The sequence below is a fragment of the Arcobacter acticola genome (assembly GCF_013177675.1).
GTDB lineage: Bacteria > Campylobacterota > Campylobacteria > Campylobacterales > Arcobacteraceae > Aliarcobacter > Aliarcobacter acticola.
Window position 1 is genome coordinate 2,538,904 of sequence record NZ_CP042652.1, and the last position, 16,450, is coordinate 2,555,353.

The 16,450-nt window shown below is 26.2% G+C and carries 16 protein-coding genes; 15 read left to right on the forward strand and 1 reads right to left on the reverse strand.

Annotation, left to right across the window (positions count from 1 at the left end):
* Positions 1–3: 3 nt before the first annotated feature.
* A complete protein-coding gene (locus AACT_RS13030) occupies positions 4–1,692 on the reverse strand; it encodes a TolC family protein (RefSeq protein WP_172127562.1) in 1,689 nt (562 codons plus the stop codon).
* A gap of 211 nt (positions 1,693–1,903) precedes the next feature.
* On the opposite strand from AACT_RS13030, the gene AACT_RS13035 reads away from it, so the two are divergent.
* The 15 genes from AACT_RS13035 to AACT_RS13105 all read left to right on the forward strand — a co-directional run bounded on the left by AACT_RS13035 (position 1,904) and on the right by AACT_RS13105 (position 16,366).
* A complete protein-coding gene (locus AACT_RS13035) occupies positions 1,904–3,061 on the forward strand; it encodes a glycosyltransferase family 4 protein (RefSeq protein ID WP_172127564.1) in 1,158 nt (385 codons plus the stop codon).
* An 11-nt stretch (positions 3,062–3,072) separates the two neighbouring features.
* Positions 3,073–4,185 carry an RNA/DNA-binding domain-containing protein gene (locus tag AACT_RS13040; protein ID WP_172127565.1) on the forward strand — a complete coding sequence of 371 codons (1,113 nt, stop codon included), beginning with the start codon at positions 3,073–3,075 and terminating at the stop codon, positions 4,183–4,185.
* 19 nt (positions 4,186–4,204) lie between these two features.
* Positions 4,205–5,212 (forward strand): UDP-glucose 4-epimerase GalE, encoded by a 1,008-nt coding sequence (gene galE / locus AACT_RS13045; RefSeq protein ID WP_172127567.1) that lies wholly within the window; start codon positions 4,205–4,207, stop codon positions 5,210–5,212.
* Positions 5,213–5,290: 78 nt separating this feature from the next.
* A complete protein-coding gene (locus AACT_RS13050) occupies positions 5,291–5,500 on the forward strand; it encodes a hypothetical protein (protein ID WP_172127569.1) in 210 nt (69 codons plus the stop codon).
* Positions 5,478–5,813: a type II toxin-antitoxin system PemK/MazF family toxin gene (locus tag AACT_RS13055; RefSeq protein ID WP_172127571.1), complete on the forward strand. Its 336-nt coding sequence runs from the start codon at positions 5,478–5,480 to the stop codon at positions 5,811–5,813. Before AACT_RS13050 ends, AACT_RS13055 begins: the two co-directional genes overlap by 23 nt.
* Before the next feature lie 189 nt (positions 5,814–6,002).
* Positions 6,003–7,214, forward strand: coding sequence for a nucleotide sugar dehydrogenase (locus AACT_RS13060; RefSeq protein ID WP_172127573.1), 1,212 nt, complete (start codon positions 6,003–6,005; stop codon positions 7,212–7,214).
* A gap of 15 nt (positions 7,215–7,229) precedes the next feature.
* Positions 7,230–8,330: an NAD-dependent epimerase gene (locus tag AACT_RS13065; protein ID WP_172127575.1), complete on the forward strand. Its 1,101-nt coding sequence runs from the start codon at positions 7,230–7,232 to the stop codon at positions 8,328–8,330.
* A complete protein-coding gene (locus AACT_RS13070) occupies positions 8,327–9,595 on the forward strand; it encodes a flippase (RefSeq protein WP_172127577.1) in 1,269 nt (422 codons plus the stop codon). The genes AACT_RS13065 and AACT_RS13070 overlap by 4 nt, the downstream gene beginning before the upstream one ends.
* Positions 9,585–10,595 (forward strand): glycosyltransferase family 2 protein, encoded by a 1,011-nt coding sequence (locus AACT_RS13075; protein WP_172127579.1) that lies wholly within the window; start codon positions 9,585–9,587, stop codon positions 10,593–10,595. Before AACT_RS13070 ends, AACT_RS13075 begins: the two co-directional genes overlap by 11 nt.
* On the forward strand, positions 10,583–11,722 hold the full coding sequence (locus tag AACT_RS13080; RefSeq protein ID WP_172127581.1) for a glycosyltransferase: 1,140 nt from the start codon (positions 10,583–10,585) through the stop codon (positions 11,720–11,722). The genes AACT_RS13075 and AACT_RS13080 overlap by 13 nt, the downstream gene beginning before the upstream one ends.
* Entirely contained in the window at positions 11,712–12,635 is a 924-nt protein-coding gene (locus tag AACT_RS13085) for a DUF6625 family protein (protein WP_172127583.1), read from the forward strand. Before AACT_RS13080 ends, AACT_RS13085 begins: the two co-directional genes overlap by 11 nt.
* Positions 12,619–13,530 (forward strand): hypothetical protein, encoded by a 912-nt coding sequence (locus AACT_RS13090; protein WP_172127585.1) that lies wholly within the window; start codon positions 12,619–12,621, stop codon positions 13,528–13,530. The genes AACT_RS13085 and AACT_RS13090 overlap by 17 nt, the downstream gene beginning before the upstream one ends.
* Positions 13,527–14,732: a glycosyltransferase gene (locus AACT_RS13095; RefSeq protein WP_172127587.1), complete on the forward strand. Its 1,206-nt coding sequence runs from the start codon at positions 13,527–13,529 to the stop codon at positions 14,730–14,732. Before AACT_RS13090 ends, AACT_RS13095 begins: the two co-directional genes overlap by 4 nt.
* On the forward strand, positions 14,729–15,682 hold the full coding sequence (locus AACT_RS13100; protein ID WP_172127589.1) for an NAD-dependent epimerase/dehydratase family protein: 954 nt from the start codon (positions 14,729–14,731) through the stop codon (positions 15,680–15,682). The genes AACT_RS13095 and AACT_RS13100 overlap by 4 nt, the downstream gene beginning before the upstream one ends.
* Before the next feature lie 441 nt (positions 15,683–16,123).
* Positions 16,124–16,366 carry a type II toxin-antitoxin system Phd/YefM family antitoxin gene (locus tag AACT_RS13105; protein ID WP_172127591.1) on the forward strand — a complete coding sequence of 81 codons (243 nt, stop codon included), beginning with the start codon at positions 16,124–16,126 and terminating at the stop codon, positions 16,364–16,366.
* Positions 16,367–16,450: the final 84 nt, after the last annotated feature.

Here is a 16,450-nt window from a genome sequence, read left to right on the forward strand (position 1 = left end):
TATTTATATCCTAATTATTTCTTTTTTTATATAATACGCTTGTGGAAATTGTCCTGCTAATTGTTTTTTAAGTTCAAGGGCATTTTGTAAACCATCAATATTGTATAAAGCTAGAGATTGTGTACCATTTGAGTTTGATACTACTTTTGCTTTTACATCATTTTGAAGTGATGATGATACTGAATTTAACATTTTATTTGCATAAGCTGAATCTTTGTATGATGCTAATAAAAGTGCATATTCATTTGCTACAGTTGAAGGAGCTACTGTATTTACTTGAACAGGTGCTTCTTTAACTTCTTTTACTGTTGTTGTATCTTCTGCTAAAAGTGATTGAACTGATGTATCTGATTGTGTACTTGTCTTTTTGTTTGCTTTTGTAGTTGTTTGTCCACAAACTTGATTTTCAGAGCTAACTACTGTTGATTGAAGTGTAGAAGTTGCTTTTAAAATATCATAATATGAAGTATACATTGAAAATTCTGTGTTGATTAAAGCTAATTTAGAGTTATATAAATCACCTTCAACATTTAAAACGTCAATGAAGTTTCTAGTTCCTGCATCAAACTGATCTTTGTAGATTGAAATGATTTGTTTATTTTCTTCGATAAATTGTTTTAATTCAACAATTTGTTTTTTTGATGTGTTATATGTTTCATATGCAACTGCAATTTCATCTAAAACAGATTTTGTAACAACATCAAGTTTTGCTTGTGCTTCTTTTAAAAATAAAACTTCTCTTTCTGATCTATTAGAGTTTACTAAACCATTAAAGATATTGTATTTTAATTCTACTTTTGCAGTGTATGTGTTTGATTTTACTTCATTTTCAGCAAAGTCATTATCATATAAACTTTGAAGTTTAAATTTTAGTGTTGGAAGGAAACCTGCATTTTCTTGTTCTATTAGTGCTCTTTGTTGTTTGATTGTTTCTATTTGCCCTAAAATTTGGTAGTTGTTTTCTAAAGCTGCTTTTTGTAGTGTTTCTAAACTAGCAGGAATTTTCCCTTCATTTATAACTGGTCTACAAATATTGTTATCTACTGGCATTCCTACATTTTTTACAAAAGAACTTTTTGCTGCACTTTTGTTGTTTGTTTCTTCAAAAAGATTACTTTTTGCTGAGTGAATTTTTGCTTTTGTTTGAACTTTATCTAAGATTTCTCCATTGATTTTTTCTGTTTGATTTGCAATTGAAAGATAATCTTCATGAACAAGTAAATTTTCTTTTGAAACTTTGATTCTTTCATCATATTTTAAAATATTTAAATATGCGTTGATACCATCAAAAAGAATACTCTCTACATCGTTAGAGTTTTTTAGTTTATTAGCAGCGTATCTAGCTTTTGCTTCTTCAACTGAACTAGAAGTTAGATTACCATCGTATAACATTTGTTCTAAATCTAACTGAACATTTCCACCGTTTTGGTTTGTATCAACTCTTGATGAACCTTTTACTGTATCATTTTGATCTACTACACCAGCGTTTGCTGTAAGATCGATTTTTGGATAGTATCCACCTTCTTGCTCATCTATGTATTTTTTAAATGCATCATTGTTTATTGATTTTGAAACAATATCTTGATTTGATATCAAAGAGTGTTCTACCACGTCTTTTATTGTCGTTGCATTTAATGATGACATTAAAAAAGCTAATGCACTAAGACTGTATGTGATTTTTTTAATTTTCATTATATTTCCTTTTCTCTACCTTGTTGCGTATTGTATAAGAAAAAAAGATAAAAATCAATATTATTTCATCATAATTTTTTAATTTACTGTATATATAATATATTTGTAATTAAAATAACTTAATTGCGTATTTCGTAACCAATTTGTAGCCTAAAATAAGAAAATATATTGTATAATCTAAATAACAAAAAAGTTAGGAAATTCTAAAATTATGACTACACTACTGTTTTACTGCGCAATATTATTTATCATCACATATTTTTCTATTAGAAAATTTATCACTATAGCTCCACAACTAGGGCTTGTAGATATTCCAAATGAAAGAAGTTCACATCAAAAACCTATGCCAAGAGGTGCTGGGTTGGTTTTTGGTCTTATTTTTTTACTTGGAATAGTATTTTATGATTTAGATACTTTCAGTGAAAATAAATATACATTTTTAGCGATACTTATTATATATATTTGTGGTGTAGTTGATGACAAATTTACAATCAGTGCAAAACAAAAACTAGTATTTATAGTACTATCTTCGGTAATAGTTTATTTCAATGGCTATGAAATCACAAATATAGGTACATTTTTCAATATATCTGTAAACCTTGGTTACTTAGCTCTTCCATTTACTGTATTTGCAATAGCTGCATTTACAAATGCTGTAAATCTAAGTGATGGTCTTGATGGACTAGCAGGATCTATTTCTACTATCATATTATCAGCTGTATTTGTCATAGGTTATGTTTATCATGATAATATTTTGATGGTATGGAGTGCAATACTTATAGCTATAATCTTAGCTTTTTTAGTCCTAAACTGGCATCCTGCAAAGGTATTTATGGGAGATAGTGGTTCACTACTTTTAGGTTTTGTAATAGCAATCCTAAGTATAAAATCACTTACATATATAAATCCAGCATCTGTACTATTTTTAGCAGCTGTTCCAATACTAGATACATTAGTTGTATTTAGAAGAAGAATCCAAAGGGGAAAATCACCTTTTGAAGCTGATAAAAATCACCTACACCATATACTAAACAATATCAAACAAGATAAAGCCTTCACAGTAAAAATGCTAATCTCAATACAACTGGCTTTCTCTTGTATGTTTTTACAACTACACAAACAAGACGATGCTTTGAACTTAGTAGTTTTCTTTTTATTATTTTCTATTTTCTTCAATCTTTTTGACCCAAGAGCAAGAAGAAGAGCAAAAGATGCAAGACTAAGAAAAAAATATGCAAGAATAAAATATGAAAACAAAAAACTAAAAGAAAACAAAAAACTAAAAGAAAATAAAATAGTAAAAGAAGAAATCATAGAAGAACTTAAAGAAGATATAAAAAAAGAAATCAAAAAAGACTACGAAATATAAGTTAGTATAAAATGACAGAATCACAAACTATAGAATTCAAACAAATATGGAAAGATGAATATCTAAAAACTATTTGCGCCTTTGCAAATACAGATGGAGGAAATCTTTATATAGGTCTTGATGATAACTCAAATGTATATGGAAAAACTTGGGATGATATAGCAGAAGAGAACTTTACTCTAGAAGAGATAGATCTAAACACAATTCAAAAGTTTAAAAATCTAGCAAAAGATAGAGCACCTAATATTCAAAATGAAAATGATTTAGAAGAACTTTTAAAAAAGCTAAATCTCTATGATGGGAAATATCTAAAAAGAGCAGCAATTTTACTTTTTGCTAAAAACCCTCAAAAATACTACATACAATCACATTCGAAAATTGGAAGATTTTTAAGTGAAACAGATATTCAAAGTAGTGACATATTAGAAGGCAATTTGATAGATCAAGTTGATAAAATAATGGATGTGCTAAGACTCAAATACTTAAAAGCATATATTTCTTATGAGGGGATGCATAGAAGAGAAAAACTAGAATACCCTTACAATGCACTAAGAGAAGCTGTTATCAATGCCTTGATACATAGAGACTATACAAATACATCAAATCTACAAATAAAAGTATATGACAATAAACTCATGATGTATAACGGAGCTACTTTAAGCAGTGAAGTTCCTATAGATATGTTTAACAAGCCACACCAGTCAAAACCATTTAATCCTACGATGGCAAATGTATTTTACAAATGCGGTTTTATAGAAAACTGGGGAAAAGGAACTACAAATATAATAGAGGAATGCATACAATATGGTCTTCCAAAACCAACATTTGAATATACTTGGACAGCAGTAGTTGCGACATTTTATAAGATAGTTGAAATTGATGAGGGTGTAAATGGCGGTGTAAATGGCGGTGTAAATGGCGGTGTAAATGGCGGTGTAGAGAATACTGTATATAATTTCATTCTAAAAAACCCAAATTTTAACGCAAAACAGATAAGTGAAAAGACAAATATTCCCCTACGAAGTACTGAAAGATGGATAAAACAACTAAAAAATGAAAATAAAATAAAATTTGAAGGTTCACCAAAAACAGGTGGCTACCAAGCCATAACCAATAACAAATAAATATACAAAGGAAAAAATTATGCAAATATTAGTAACAGGTGCAGCAGGATATATAGGAAGTCATGTAGTAAAACAATTACTTGAACAAACAGATTATGAAATCATCATCATAGATAACCTATGCACAGGCTTTGAAACGACTATAAATACTTTAAAGTCACTTGATAGTACAAACAAAAGAATCAAATACTACAATCAAAACCTAAGCGAATGGGAAAAAGTAGAAGATATTTTCAAAGAAAATAATATAAAAGAAATTATCCATTTTGCAGCTTCTTTAGTAGTACCTGAATCAGTAGAACAACCATTAAAATACTATTTAAACAATACAGCAAATACAGCAAACCTGATCCAAATCGCTACGAAATATGGAGTAAATAAATTTATCTTCTCTTCTACGGCTGCAGTGTATGGTGAACCAAACAAAGAAGATATTCCTGTAAGTGAGACTACACGAACTAGCCCTATAAATCCCTATGGAAGTTCAAAGCTATTTTCAGAATCAGTTATCAAAGATACAGCTTTTGCAAATGAAACTTTTAAATTTGTGATTTTAAGATATTTCAATGTAGCAGGTGCAGATGTAGATGGCAAAATCGGACAATCAACTTTAAATGCAACTCACCTTATCAAAGTAGCAGCAGAAACAGCACTAAATAAAAGAGCAAAAATGTCAATCTTTGGTGATGATTATGATACACAAGATGGAACTTGCATCAGAGACTATATTCATGTATGTGATTTAGCAGATGCTCACCTGAAGGCTCTAAAATATCTAGATACAAATCCATCAGATATTTTCAACTGTGGATATGGATATGGCTACTCTGTAAAAGAAGTAATAGATACTATGAAAAAAGTATCAAATACAGACTTCAAAGTAGACATAGTTCCAAGACGAGCGGGTGATCCTTCAACACTGATTTCAAATAATACAAAAATCAAAACAAAAATGAACTGGACACCAAAATACAACGACCTAGAACTGATTTGTAAAACAGCTTTAGATTGGGAAAAAAACTTATAAGTTAAATAAAAACAAGTTATAATATTTGAACTATAGTAAAACTATTAGTTTAAATTTATTAACTTAATTGGAGAAAATATGCAAACAATCAAACTAGAAATTGAAGATTCAAAAGTTGATATAGTATTAAATATTATTCAAAATCTAAAAGATAATATCATTACAAAATATGAAATTGTTTCTGAAATAAAAGAAAACCAAGATTTTATAAATATTTCAGAAAAATCTCTAGAAAAAATTTGGGATAACCAAGAGGATAGTATTTATGACAAATTTCTTAAAGTATGATGTAGTAGTTGTTAAATTTCCTTTTGCTAGTAGTTTAAAATATAAAGCAAGACCTGCTGTTATATTATCTTCTGATATATATAATCAAAACAAAAGAGAAACTTTAATTATACTTGCAATATCTAGTAGCAAAGAAAATAAGTTAGATTTTGAATTAGAAATTCATAATTGGCAAAAAGCTGGATTACTTAAGTCTTCTATATTTAAATCTTCAATTGCTACTATTGAAAAAGAGTTCGTTATAAGCAAACTTGGTAGGCTAGACGATGAAGACTCTAAAAAATTAGAAAAGATGATAGAAGTAATATGTTAATAATTACAGACACACCAAAATACAACGACCTAGAACTGATTTGTAAAACAGCTTTAGATTGGGAAAAAAACTTATAAAAGGTTAAAAACTAATCATAGAAAAGTATCAAATTAGTATCAAAAAAAGATACAATAATATAATTTTAATTGTAATTTAGTTACAATCACGTCAATCTAATAGGAAACAATCATGAATCAAGAACAACCAAAGTATAAAATAGCAATCGCAGGAACAGGTTACGTAGGACTGTCAAATGGTATATTACTATCACAAAACAACGAAGTAGTAGCTCTTGATATCGTGCCTTCTAAAGTAGAAATGATAAACAAAGGTATCTCTCCAATCGAAGATAAAGAAATAGAAGAATACCTAACAAACATACACAATAATCCAGATTCTTTAAAAGGTTCTTTCAAAGCAACCCTTGATAAAGAAGAAGCATATAAAAATGCAGATTTTGTGATAATCTCAACACCAACAGACTATGATCCTGAAACAAACTATTTTAATACAAAATCAATTGAGTTTGTAATCAAAGATGTTCTTTCTATAAATCCAAATACAACTATGATAATTAAATCAACAGTTCCAGTTGGATATACAAAAGCTATAAATGAACAATTTAATACAACAAATATAATCTTTTCTCCTGAATTTTTAAGAGAAGGAAAAGCACTATTTGATAATCTACATCCAAGTAGAATAATAGTAGGTGAAAAATCACAAAGAGCAGAGACTTTTGCAAACTTATTAGCTCAAGGTGCTATCAAAAAAGATATAAATATTTTATTTACAGATTCAACAGAAGCAGAAGCTGTAAAACTGTTTTCAAATACATATCTAGCTATGAGAGTTGCATACTTTAATGAACTAGATTCTTATGCAGAAGCACATGGACTAAACTCAAAAGAGATTATAGAAGGTGTAGGACTAGATCCTAGAATTGGCTCTCATTATAATAACCCTTCTTTTGGATATGGTGGATACTGTTTACCAAAAGATACAAAACAACTTTTAGCAAACTATAAAGATGTACCATCTAATATGATAGAAGCAATTGTAAATGCTAATTCTACTAGAAAAGATTTTATTGCAGATTCAATTATCGCTAAAAATCCAAAAATAGTGGGTATTTATAGACTTGTTATGAAAGAAGGATCTGATAACTTTAGAAGCTCAGCTATCCAAGGTATTATGAAAAGAATCAAAGCAAAAGGAATTGCTGTAGTTATCTATGAACCAAATCTAAAAGAAGATGAATTTTTCCATTCTAAAATAGTAAAAAATCTTGATGATTTTAAAAATATCTCAGATGTAATAGTAGCAAATAGATTATCAAATGATATTAGAGATGTTCAAGATAAAGTATATACTAGAGATATATTTAACAGTGATGATTGATAAAAGGAATTTAAATTGAAAATACTAGTAACAGGAACAGCAGGTTTCATAGGATATCACTTAGCTTTAAAACTTCTAGAAAGAGGTGATGAAGTAATAGGACTTGATAATATAAATGACTATTATGATGTAAACCTAAAATATGCAAGACTTAATCAACTAGGTATTTCATATGAAGATAAAAATACAAGTAATTCTGAACTTGATGATTTATGTCATTCCCAACTTGATTGGGAATCTAAGCTAATCCAAAGTAAAATATACCCTAAACATAAATTTGTAAAAATGGATTTATCAGATACAAAATCTATATATGAACTTTTTGAAAAAGAAAAGTTTGATGCAGTTTGTAATCTAGCTGCACAAGCAGGGGTAAGATACTCAATAGAAAATCCTCACGCATATATAGATTCAAATATAAAAGGATTTATGAATATCCTAGAAGCTTGTAGACATAATGATATAAAAAATCTATCATATGCATCTAGTTCATCTGTATATGGATTAAATAAATCACAACCATTTAAAACAAGTGATCATACAGATCATCCTGTATCATTATATGCAGCAACAAAAAAATCAAATGAAATGATGGCTCATACATATAGCCACCTTTATAATATCTCTACTACAGGACTTAGATTCTTTACCGTTTATGGACCTTGGGGAAGACCTGATATGGCTCCAATGCTTTTTGCAGATGCTATTTTAAATGATAGAGCAATAAAAGTATTTAACCATGGAAATATGAGTAGAGATTTTACTTATGTGGGTGATATAGTAGATGGTATTATTAAAGTAATAGATAATCCTTCAAAATCAAATGAAAACTTTGATGCACAAAATCCAGATCCATCTATTTCATCAGCACCTTATAGAATATATAATATAGGGAATAATGCACCTGTTCAACTTTTAGATTTTATAAAAACTTTAGAATCATCTATTGGAATAGAAGCTAAAAAGAACTTTATGGATATGCAAGATGGAGATGTTGTATCTACTTATGCAGATACAAATGATTTAATCAAAGACTTTTGTTATAAACCTGATACAGATTTGAGTGATGGAATTGCTGAATTTGTTGAGTGGTATAGAGAATTTTACGATAAATGATAAAGAAAATAATAAATCAATCAAAGAGTAAAGAAAACAAACAATTATTGTCAAATTTCTTTTCATTATCCATTCTTCAAGGAGCAAATTACTTATTACCATTATTAACTTTCCCTTATTTAGTTAGGGTGATAGGAGTAGAATATTTTGGTCTTTTAGCATTTGCAACAGCAACAGTAACATATTTCCAAATAATAACTGATTATGGATTTAATCTTTCAGCTACTAAAGAAATATCAATACATAGGGATAACAAAGAAAAATTAATAGAAATATTTAGTTCAGTTATGACAATAAAATTTTTATTGATGTTTATATCCTTTTTTTTACTTAGTATAATGATATTTGTTTTTGAGAAATTCAATAAAGAAGCACTCGTTTATTTTTTTACATTTGGAACAGTAATAGGTCAAGTTCTTTTCCCCCTGTGGTTTTTTCAAGGTATTGAAAAAATGAAATATATTACTTATCTTAATATAATATCAAAAGCAATATTTACAATTAGTATTTTTATATTTATAAAAGAAGAAAGCGATTACTATCTTGTTCCTATCCTAACATCTATTGGTTTTATATTAGTTGGTGTCTATTCATTAATTATATTAAAAAAAGAGTTCAATATAACATTTAGGTTTCAATCCTCAATAACTATAAAATATTATCTAACTGAAGGATGGCATATATTTTTATCTAGAATTTATGTAAATCTATACACAACTACTAATTTAATATTATTAGGATTATTTACAAATAATACCATAGTTGGATACTACTCCATTGCAGAGAAAATTGTTTTTGCTATAGGAGGATTATTTGAACCTGCTACTCAAACACTTTATCCTTATCTTGTAAGAAAAAGTAGAGAGAGTATTCACCAATTCAAAAAGATGTTAATAAATATTGCTTCTATATATTTGATTATATCATTCTCTCTAACCTTTATATCTGAATACTTTAAAGAAGAAATCGTTCATCTAATAACAGGAGAATATAATCCAGAAGTTATATCACTACTTGCAATCTTCTTAATCAGACTTGTAACTTATCCATTTGGAGGTTTGTTTTCTAATTCATTAATTATTATGAATAAGAAAAAAGATTTTTTAAAAGTAATGAATTATACTGTCCTAATTAATTTTTTAATAATACCAGTTTCAATATATTTTTGGTCTGAAAATGGATTAATTATAAGTTTTATTTTTGTACATATAATTCATGTTAGTCTACTATTTTATTTTATGCAAAGGAAAACAAATGAATTATGATTTAATCTCAGTGATAATGGCTGTTTATAATGGGGAAAAATATTTAATTGAAGCAATGGAAAGTATATTGGACCAGACTCATAAGAATTTTGAATTTATTATAATAAATGATGGATCAAAAGATGACTCAATTAAAATAATAAAAAAATATATGGAAAAAGACAAAAGAATAATTCTTATAGACAGAGAGAATAAAGGCTTACCCTATTCGTTAAATGAGGGAATATCAATATCCAAGGGTAAATATATTGCAAGAATGGATGCTGATGATATCAGTCATTCAAATAGACTTGAAAAACAACTTAGCTATATGAAAGAAAACAATTTAGATGTTTGTGGTAGTTTTATAAAAATTTTCGGTGAAAATAAAGAACAAATTATAAAGAATCCAATTACTCATGATGAAATAAAATTCAGACTAATAATAATGTCTGGACTTGCTCACCCTACAGTTATTTTTAAAAAAGAGGTATTCGAAAAAGTTGAATATCAATCAAGTTATAAAGTAGCCCAAGATTATAAACTATGGACAGATATTATAATCAATAATTTTAGAATAGGTAATATTCCAGAGGTACTACTCAACTATAGAGAACATACCTCACAAGCTAGTATAAAAAAAAGAGACCTGCAAGAAGAAACTGCAAAAAAGATATCATTAGACTATGCAACAATTATAGGGAAAGATGAAAAATCACTAGCATTAGATTTACAATCAATAAATTCCTCATCAGATATAGAAAATATAATTAATAAAATACTTATTATTTCAAATAAATACAAGCTTAGTGATATCTCAAAATCTAATGAAATAAAAAACTTTTTTGGAAATATTGAATATAAAGATTTATCTTATTATATAATGTATTATAAAAAAACAAAAGAATTTAAACGAAATTTTAAAGATGAATTTGAACTTCTTGTAAAATCTATTATAAAAACAAATAATCAATCAACATCTTATAATATGTTAAAAAAGGTTAAGAAATGGCTGTATTAGGTAAAATCACTTTATTTATGCCTACATTTTTAAATGGTGGAGTAGAAAAACTTTTCTTAACTATTGCAAAATCATTAGAAAATCAATATGATATTGAATTTCTATTTCCCAACTTTGTTAAGGAAGAATACAAAGAAACACTCAAGAATTATAAAGTTACAGATTTTAATATTTCAAAATCACACGGTGAAGGGAAAGTTATTCTAAGTCTTAATAAACTAAGAAAATATTTAAATACAACAAGCTCATCAGTAATAATTGCTGCTCCAGGATATTCAACAATTATTACTATAATAGCAAATATTCTTTCTAAAAAAAATATCAAAGTTATAGTAGTCCTTGACATTAAAATATCTACATTTTTAGAAAGTAAAAAATTATATCAAAAAATAATTCCTTTTTTCGCAAAGATCTTTTTTAAAAAAGTAGATATGGCAATAGTCTCTTACAATAAAATTGAAAATGAATTAATATCTATATATAAAATGGATAAAAAACAAATCGTAACAATATATCCTCCCTTATTAACTGATTCTATTTTCAAAAAATCTATAGAAGATATAAATGATTCTTTTTTTGATAATTCAAAAATATTAATTAGTGTAGGAAGATTGGTTGATGAAAAAGGATTAGATATTTTAATTAAATCTTTCTCTATCTTTAGTACAAAATATACAAAATATAAACTTGCAATAATAGGATCAGGTCCAATTGAGAATGAGTTGAAAAATTTAGTAAAAGAATTAAAACTAGAAGATAAAATAAAATTTTTTGGCCATCAAATAAATCCTTTTAAATTTATACGTAAATCAGAAATATTAATTGTATCATCAAGATGGGAAGCTTTTGGCTTTACAATAATTGAGGCTATGGCACTGGGGAAACAGGTTGTAATTACTGATGTTCAAAGTGAAGGTCCTCAAGAAATAATAAATTTCGGAGAATATGGTTTTATATCAAAAATGAATTCACCATCTGAGTTAAGTTTAAAAATAATTGAATCTATACAAAATCCTAAAAATCCTAATAAACTAATAGAACGTTCTAAGTTATTCTTTTTTCAGAAAGAAAGCAACCTTTATTTAAATACTATTAATAATATTTTAGGAGAGAATCATGGCAAATAATTGCTTATTAATAATAGTTTATTTTGGAGTCTTTAATGAAGTACTCAAGAAATCTTTAGATACACTTACAGATAATAATGTTGATGTATTTTTATTTACAGACAAACCTGTTCTTTTAGAAGAAAAAGAGAATTTATGGAATCATCAAATATCAAGGAGTGAATTAGAATCTTTGACATTAAAAACTTTAAATATAAGTCAAGAGTTTAATGATTATTATAAATTGTGTGATTTTAAAATATTTTACTACAGTATTTTAAAACAATATATTCAAAAGCAATATGACTATATTGGTTTCTGTGACTTGGATGTAGTTTTTGGAAATTTAGATTACTTTTTAAATAAACCTATAACAGAAAAAGCGAATGTAGTTGGTTCAAGAGGTCACCTAATGTTATTTGAAACTCAATACTATAAAAAAATTACCAGCGATTTATTAAAATTGAATTCAATTAAAAGGCTTTTAGAAAGTAATGAAAATTATGCATTAGATGAATTTGAATTCCTCCATATTTATCTTGAAAAAGAAAAAAGCAAAAAGAATATCATATGGAATCAAGACATTTCTTTAAAAGCTGTTGATCTAAATTATTTTACTGAAAATTACATTTGTGTAAATAGAAAATTAGTATTAACTAGTTACTTAAAAAAGAATCTAAATATAGAAGTCATATTTGAAAATTCTCAAACTGAATATATCCCGTATATACATTTTCAAAAAAGAAAAATTAATGATAAATTTTTTAAAGAAAATGAAACTGTAAAGATTACAAAACAATCTAAAATTAAAAACTTTAAGAGATTTATAAGTATTAGCATACAACGAATCAAAACAAAACTAACTACAGAACCAATTATAAAAAAGAAGTTACTATCGAAATTATTTAGGAATGAAATTGAAAATAGTTTATAATAAGTTTTTAATTTTTAATTTTTTGTTTTTATTTATAATTGGATCGGGTCTTGGTTTTGGACTAATAGATTATGACCATTTATTACAAAGAAGTAATATGAATCTATATGATAATATTGTAAAATTTTTAAACCCACATCCAATAGTTTTAATATTATTTAATATATTAACAATTTCTATTTTATTAAGTAAAATTTTTGAAAGGAATAAATTAGTTTATATTTTTTTAATTACAAATCCTTTTATTCTTTTAAATACTTTTGATGCATATAATAAATTTTGTTTTACCATCTTTATGCTATATCTTTCAATTCGATTCTTTGAAAAAAATATAAATTATTTCTATATTTTCGTAGGATTTTTATTTTCTATTCATCCTTATTACATATTTGGTTTATTATATAATAAATATGTAATAAAAAAACTTATTATATTCCTGCCTATTTCATTAGTTTTTTTAATATTTGTATTTTTTTATTATGATTTATCTTCTTTAATATATGAAAATGATAAATATAAATTATTTATGCAATACTCGTATGATATAGCTTCTTTATCAGAAGGAAATTTAGCATTATCAAAGGAAATTACTGATCTTAGTTTTTCCTCAATTATTCAAAGAAGTATTGCAATGGTAATACCTATTTTATATATTAAAAGTTCTTCAATTGGATATTTATTTTTATCATTATACTTACTAGCTTTTTTTATTTATAGTATGAAAATATTTCTAAAAAATAGGCTTATTTTAATAAGTTTCATTTCAATGTTTATTTTTATAGTTTTATTTTCAGGAAATGTTGCAGTATTTTATAGACATATTTTACCAATGTGGTTTTTCTTTTTATTTTACATTACCATTAATTTTACTAACTTACAAAAAGGAGAGAGATGAAAAAGATACTATTTTTTTTACATTTTACAAAAATAGGTGGAGCAGAACTGATTGCTATGCAATATATAGAGGGATTAATAAAAAATGGTTATACAGTTGATTTAATTGTTGATTATAATATGGGTAAAGATGGAAATACATTTGAACATGCAATTCCCAAAGAAGCAAACTTTCAATATGTAAAATCAGAAAGAATATCTAAATTTATTTATAAACTAAGAACATTAGGTAAAAAAAATATTTTATTTAATATTCCATTGCTATTTGCTATAAAATTTTTTGATTTTTATTATTATAATACAAAAATTAAATCATTAATTAATAGAAATAATTATGACTTATCAATAACATTTTTTCAATTTTTACCTTCTCATATTACTAAATTTAAACATATGAAACATTTTATATGGCTACATGGTTCGGTTAATCAAATGTTTAGTGGAAAGAAAGCATTATTAAAAAATTCATTTGGCAAAAAATTAAATTTATATGATAAAGTTTTTACAATTGCAGAAGAGATGAAAGATGAAGTTATAAATTTATATCCATTTATTAATAAAAATAAAATTGAATTACTTTACAACCCTTTTGATTTTGAATCAATAAAATCTAAAGCAAATCAAACAACAAATTTATCAAGTGATGAAATAAATTTATTAAAAGATAATTATTTCTGTACAGTAACAAGATTAGATGAAAATCAAAAAGATTTAACTACACTAATTGAATCTTATAAAATATTATTAACTAAAAATCAAATCACTGAAAAACTGTATATTATAGGTGATGGAATTGATAAAGTAAAACTCCAAAATCTAGTAGAGAGTTACGGACTTAATAAGAGCATATTATTTTTAGGAAAAAAAACAAACCCTTTTGTTTGGATGCAAAATTCTAAAGCATTTATTCTTTCGTCAAAATTTGAAGGACTACCTACAGTTTTAATTGAAGCAATGATTTTAGAAAAATTTGTTATTTCATCAAACTGCAAAACAGGTCCTTGTGAAATACTTGATAATGGGAAATGTGGTGATTTATTCGAGATAGGTGATGTAAAAGAATTATCTAATTTGCTTCTAAAAACTACAATAGACTCACAACATATTATAAATAAAGTTGTTAATTCTAAAAATCACATAGAAAAATTTAAAAAAGAAAATATAATTGAAAATTTAATTAAAATATTGGAGGAAAAAAGATGAAAATATTAATTACTGGTGGAAGTGGCTTTATAGGGACAAGACTTATAGATGAATTAAAAAATGAAAATCATGAAATAATCATATATGATAAAGTAAAAAGTGCAAAATATCCTGAACTCACTATTGTAGATGATGTTAGAAATAGAGAAGGACTTAAAAAAGCCTGTGAAGGTATAGATATTATATATAATCTTGCAGCCGAACATGCGGATAATGTAACACCTCTTTCGCTTTATGCAGAGGTTAATATTGATGGAGCTAAAAATATTGTAGAAGCAGCAAAAGCAAATAATATAAATAAAATTATATTTACAAGTTCTGTAGCAATATACGGATTAAATAGAGGTACCCCAAATGAATACATGGAAGCAAAACCTTTCAATGAATATGGTCGCACAAAATATGAAGCAGAAAAAATATTTTTAGCTTGGCAAAAAGAAAATGAAGCCAATAATCTCCAAATTGTTAGGCCGGCTGTTGTATTTGGTGAAGGAAATAGAGGTAACGTATATAATCTTATAAATCAAATCGTAAGTGGGAAATTTGCTATGATTGGAGATGGTTTAAATAAAAAATCTATGGGCTATGTAGGTAATATAGCTTTTTTCTTATCTTCTCTTAAAAATGTAGAAAAGAAACTAGATATTTTCAACTTCGCAGGAAATAATGACTTATCTACAAAAGAAATACTTAATATTGTAAAGACCGAACTTAGTATAGATAAAAAATTTCCTACTATTCCTTATTCAATTGGTATTGTAGGAGGATTTGTGCTTGATATTATTTCTAAGATTACGGGTAAAAAATTCCCTGTTTCAGTTGTAAGAATTCAAAAATTTACTGCAGAAACTACTGTTTCTACTAAACATCTTTTTGAAAGTGGATTTAAAGAAAAGTATACTTTAGAAGAAGGACTTAGAAATATGATAAAGTATGAATTCAAAAATTAATTTTATTTACATTAATTTTAACATGACAAATTTATCGTTTAATATATGATAGCGATAGATTTACTCAAATATATATTCTATAGCCTAGTAGTTACAAAGGATGGATTGATACCATTGTAATTATATAAAATTAGAGATTTTAAGAGTGGATTATATGAAATAAATAAATTGTAATGGAAAAGTATATCAAAACTATAAAAAACATATAATGAAGTTTAGTTGGTTCTGCTATTGATGATGATAGAGATTTTAGTGATACGTATTCTTTGGATCCCCAAATCAAGCTTGAGGATGACGGGGTGTCATTCCCAAGACAAGAGTTGTCATTTCCCACTTGATGGGGAATCTATCAAGCCCGAAGATGACTGAGGGTAAAATATTGAATTATTAATTCATTTTTTATTTGATATAATTATGTACAGAATATTGTAATGAATAAATATGCAAGTAGTAAGTATGACAGAAGCAAGAAACAACTTTAAAGATATTTTTGACAGTGAATATCATAATCATGATGAAGTTATAATTCATAGAAAAGGCAGAGAGAATGTTGTCGTAATATCTTTTGATGAATATAATTCTATGAAAGAAACTAGTTATTTACTTAGTTCAACAGCCAATAGAAAACATTTAGAAGAATCTATCAAACAATTAAGAGATGGAAAAACTATAGAAAAAGATTAACCCACTTATAAAAGACATTCAAAGAGATCCTTCCAACTTCATAGTCTTGGATTCAAACATAAAGTTGAAATAGAAAATGGTATT

What these genes read in the sequence shown, in the direction of transcription:
- AACT_RS13030 (WP_172127562.1), bottom strand. Translation starts at nt 1,692, where the DNA reads ATGAAAATTAAAAAAATCACATACAGTCTTAGTGCATTAGCTTTTTTA.
- AACT_RS13035 (WP_172127564.1), top strand. Translation starts at nt 1,904, where the DNA reads ATGACTACACTACTGTTTTACTGCGCAATATTATTTATCATCACATAT.
- AACT_RS13040 (WP_172127565.1), top strand. Translation starts at nt 3,073, where the DNA reads ATGACAGAATCACAAACTATAGAATTCAAACAAATATGGAAAGATGAA.
- galE (WP_172127567.1), top strand. Translation starts at nt 4,205, where the DNA reads ATGCAAATATTAGTAACAGGTGCAGCAGGATATATAGGAAGTCATGTA.
- AACT_RS13050 (WP_172127569.1), top strand. Translation starts at nt 5,291, where the DNA reads ATGCAAACAATCAAACTAGAAATTGAAGATTCAAAAGTTGATATAGTA.
- AACT_RS13055 (WP_172127571.1), top strand. Translation starts at nt 5,478, where the DNA reads ATGACAAATTTCTTAAAGTATGATGTAGTAGTTGTTAAATTTCCTTTT.
- AACT_RS13060 (WP_172127573.1), top strand. Translation starts at nt 6,003, where the DNA reads ATGAATCAAGAACAACCAAAGTATAAAATAGCAATCGCAGGAACAGGT.
- AACT_RS13070 (WP_172127577.1), top strand. Translation starts at nt 8,327, where the DNA reads ATGATAAAGAAAATAATAAATCAATCAAAGAGTAAAGAAAACAAACAA.
- AACT_RS13075 (WP_172127579.1), top strand. Translation starts at nt 9,585, where the DNA reads ATGAATTATGATTTAATCTCAGTGATAATGGCTGTTTATAATGGGGAA.
- AACT_RS13080 (WP_172127581.1), top strand. Translation starts at nt 10,583, where the DNA reads ATGGCTGTATTAGGTAAAATCACTTTATTTATGCCTACATTTTTAAAT.
- AACT_RS13085 (WP_172127583.1), top strand. Translation starts at nt 11,712, where the DNA reads ATGGCAAATAATTGCTTATTAATAATAGTTTATTTTGGAGTCTTTAAT.
- AACT_RS13095 (WP_172127587.1), top strand. Translation starts at nt 13,527, where the DNA reads ATGAAAAAGATACTATTTTTTTTACATTTTACAAAAATAGGTGGAGCA.
- AACT_RS13100 (WP_172127589.1), top strand. Translation starts at nt 14,729, where the DNA reads ATGAAAATATTAATTACTGGTGGAAGTGGCTTTATAGGGACAAGACTT.
- AACT_RS13105 (WP_172127591.1), top strand. Translation starts at nt 16,124, where the DNA reads ATGCAAGTAGTAAGTATGACAGAAGCAAGAAACAACTTTAAAGATATT.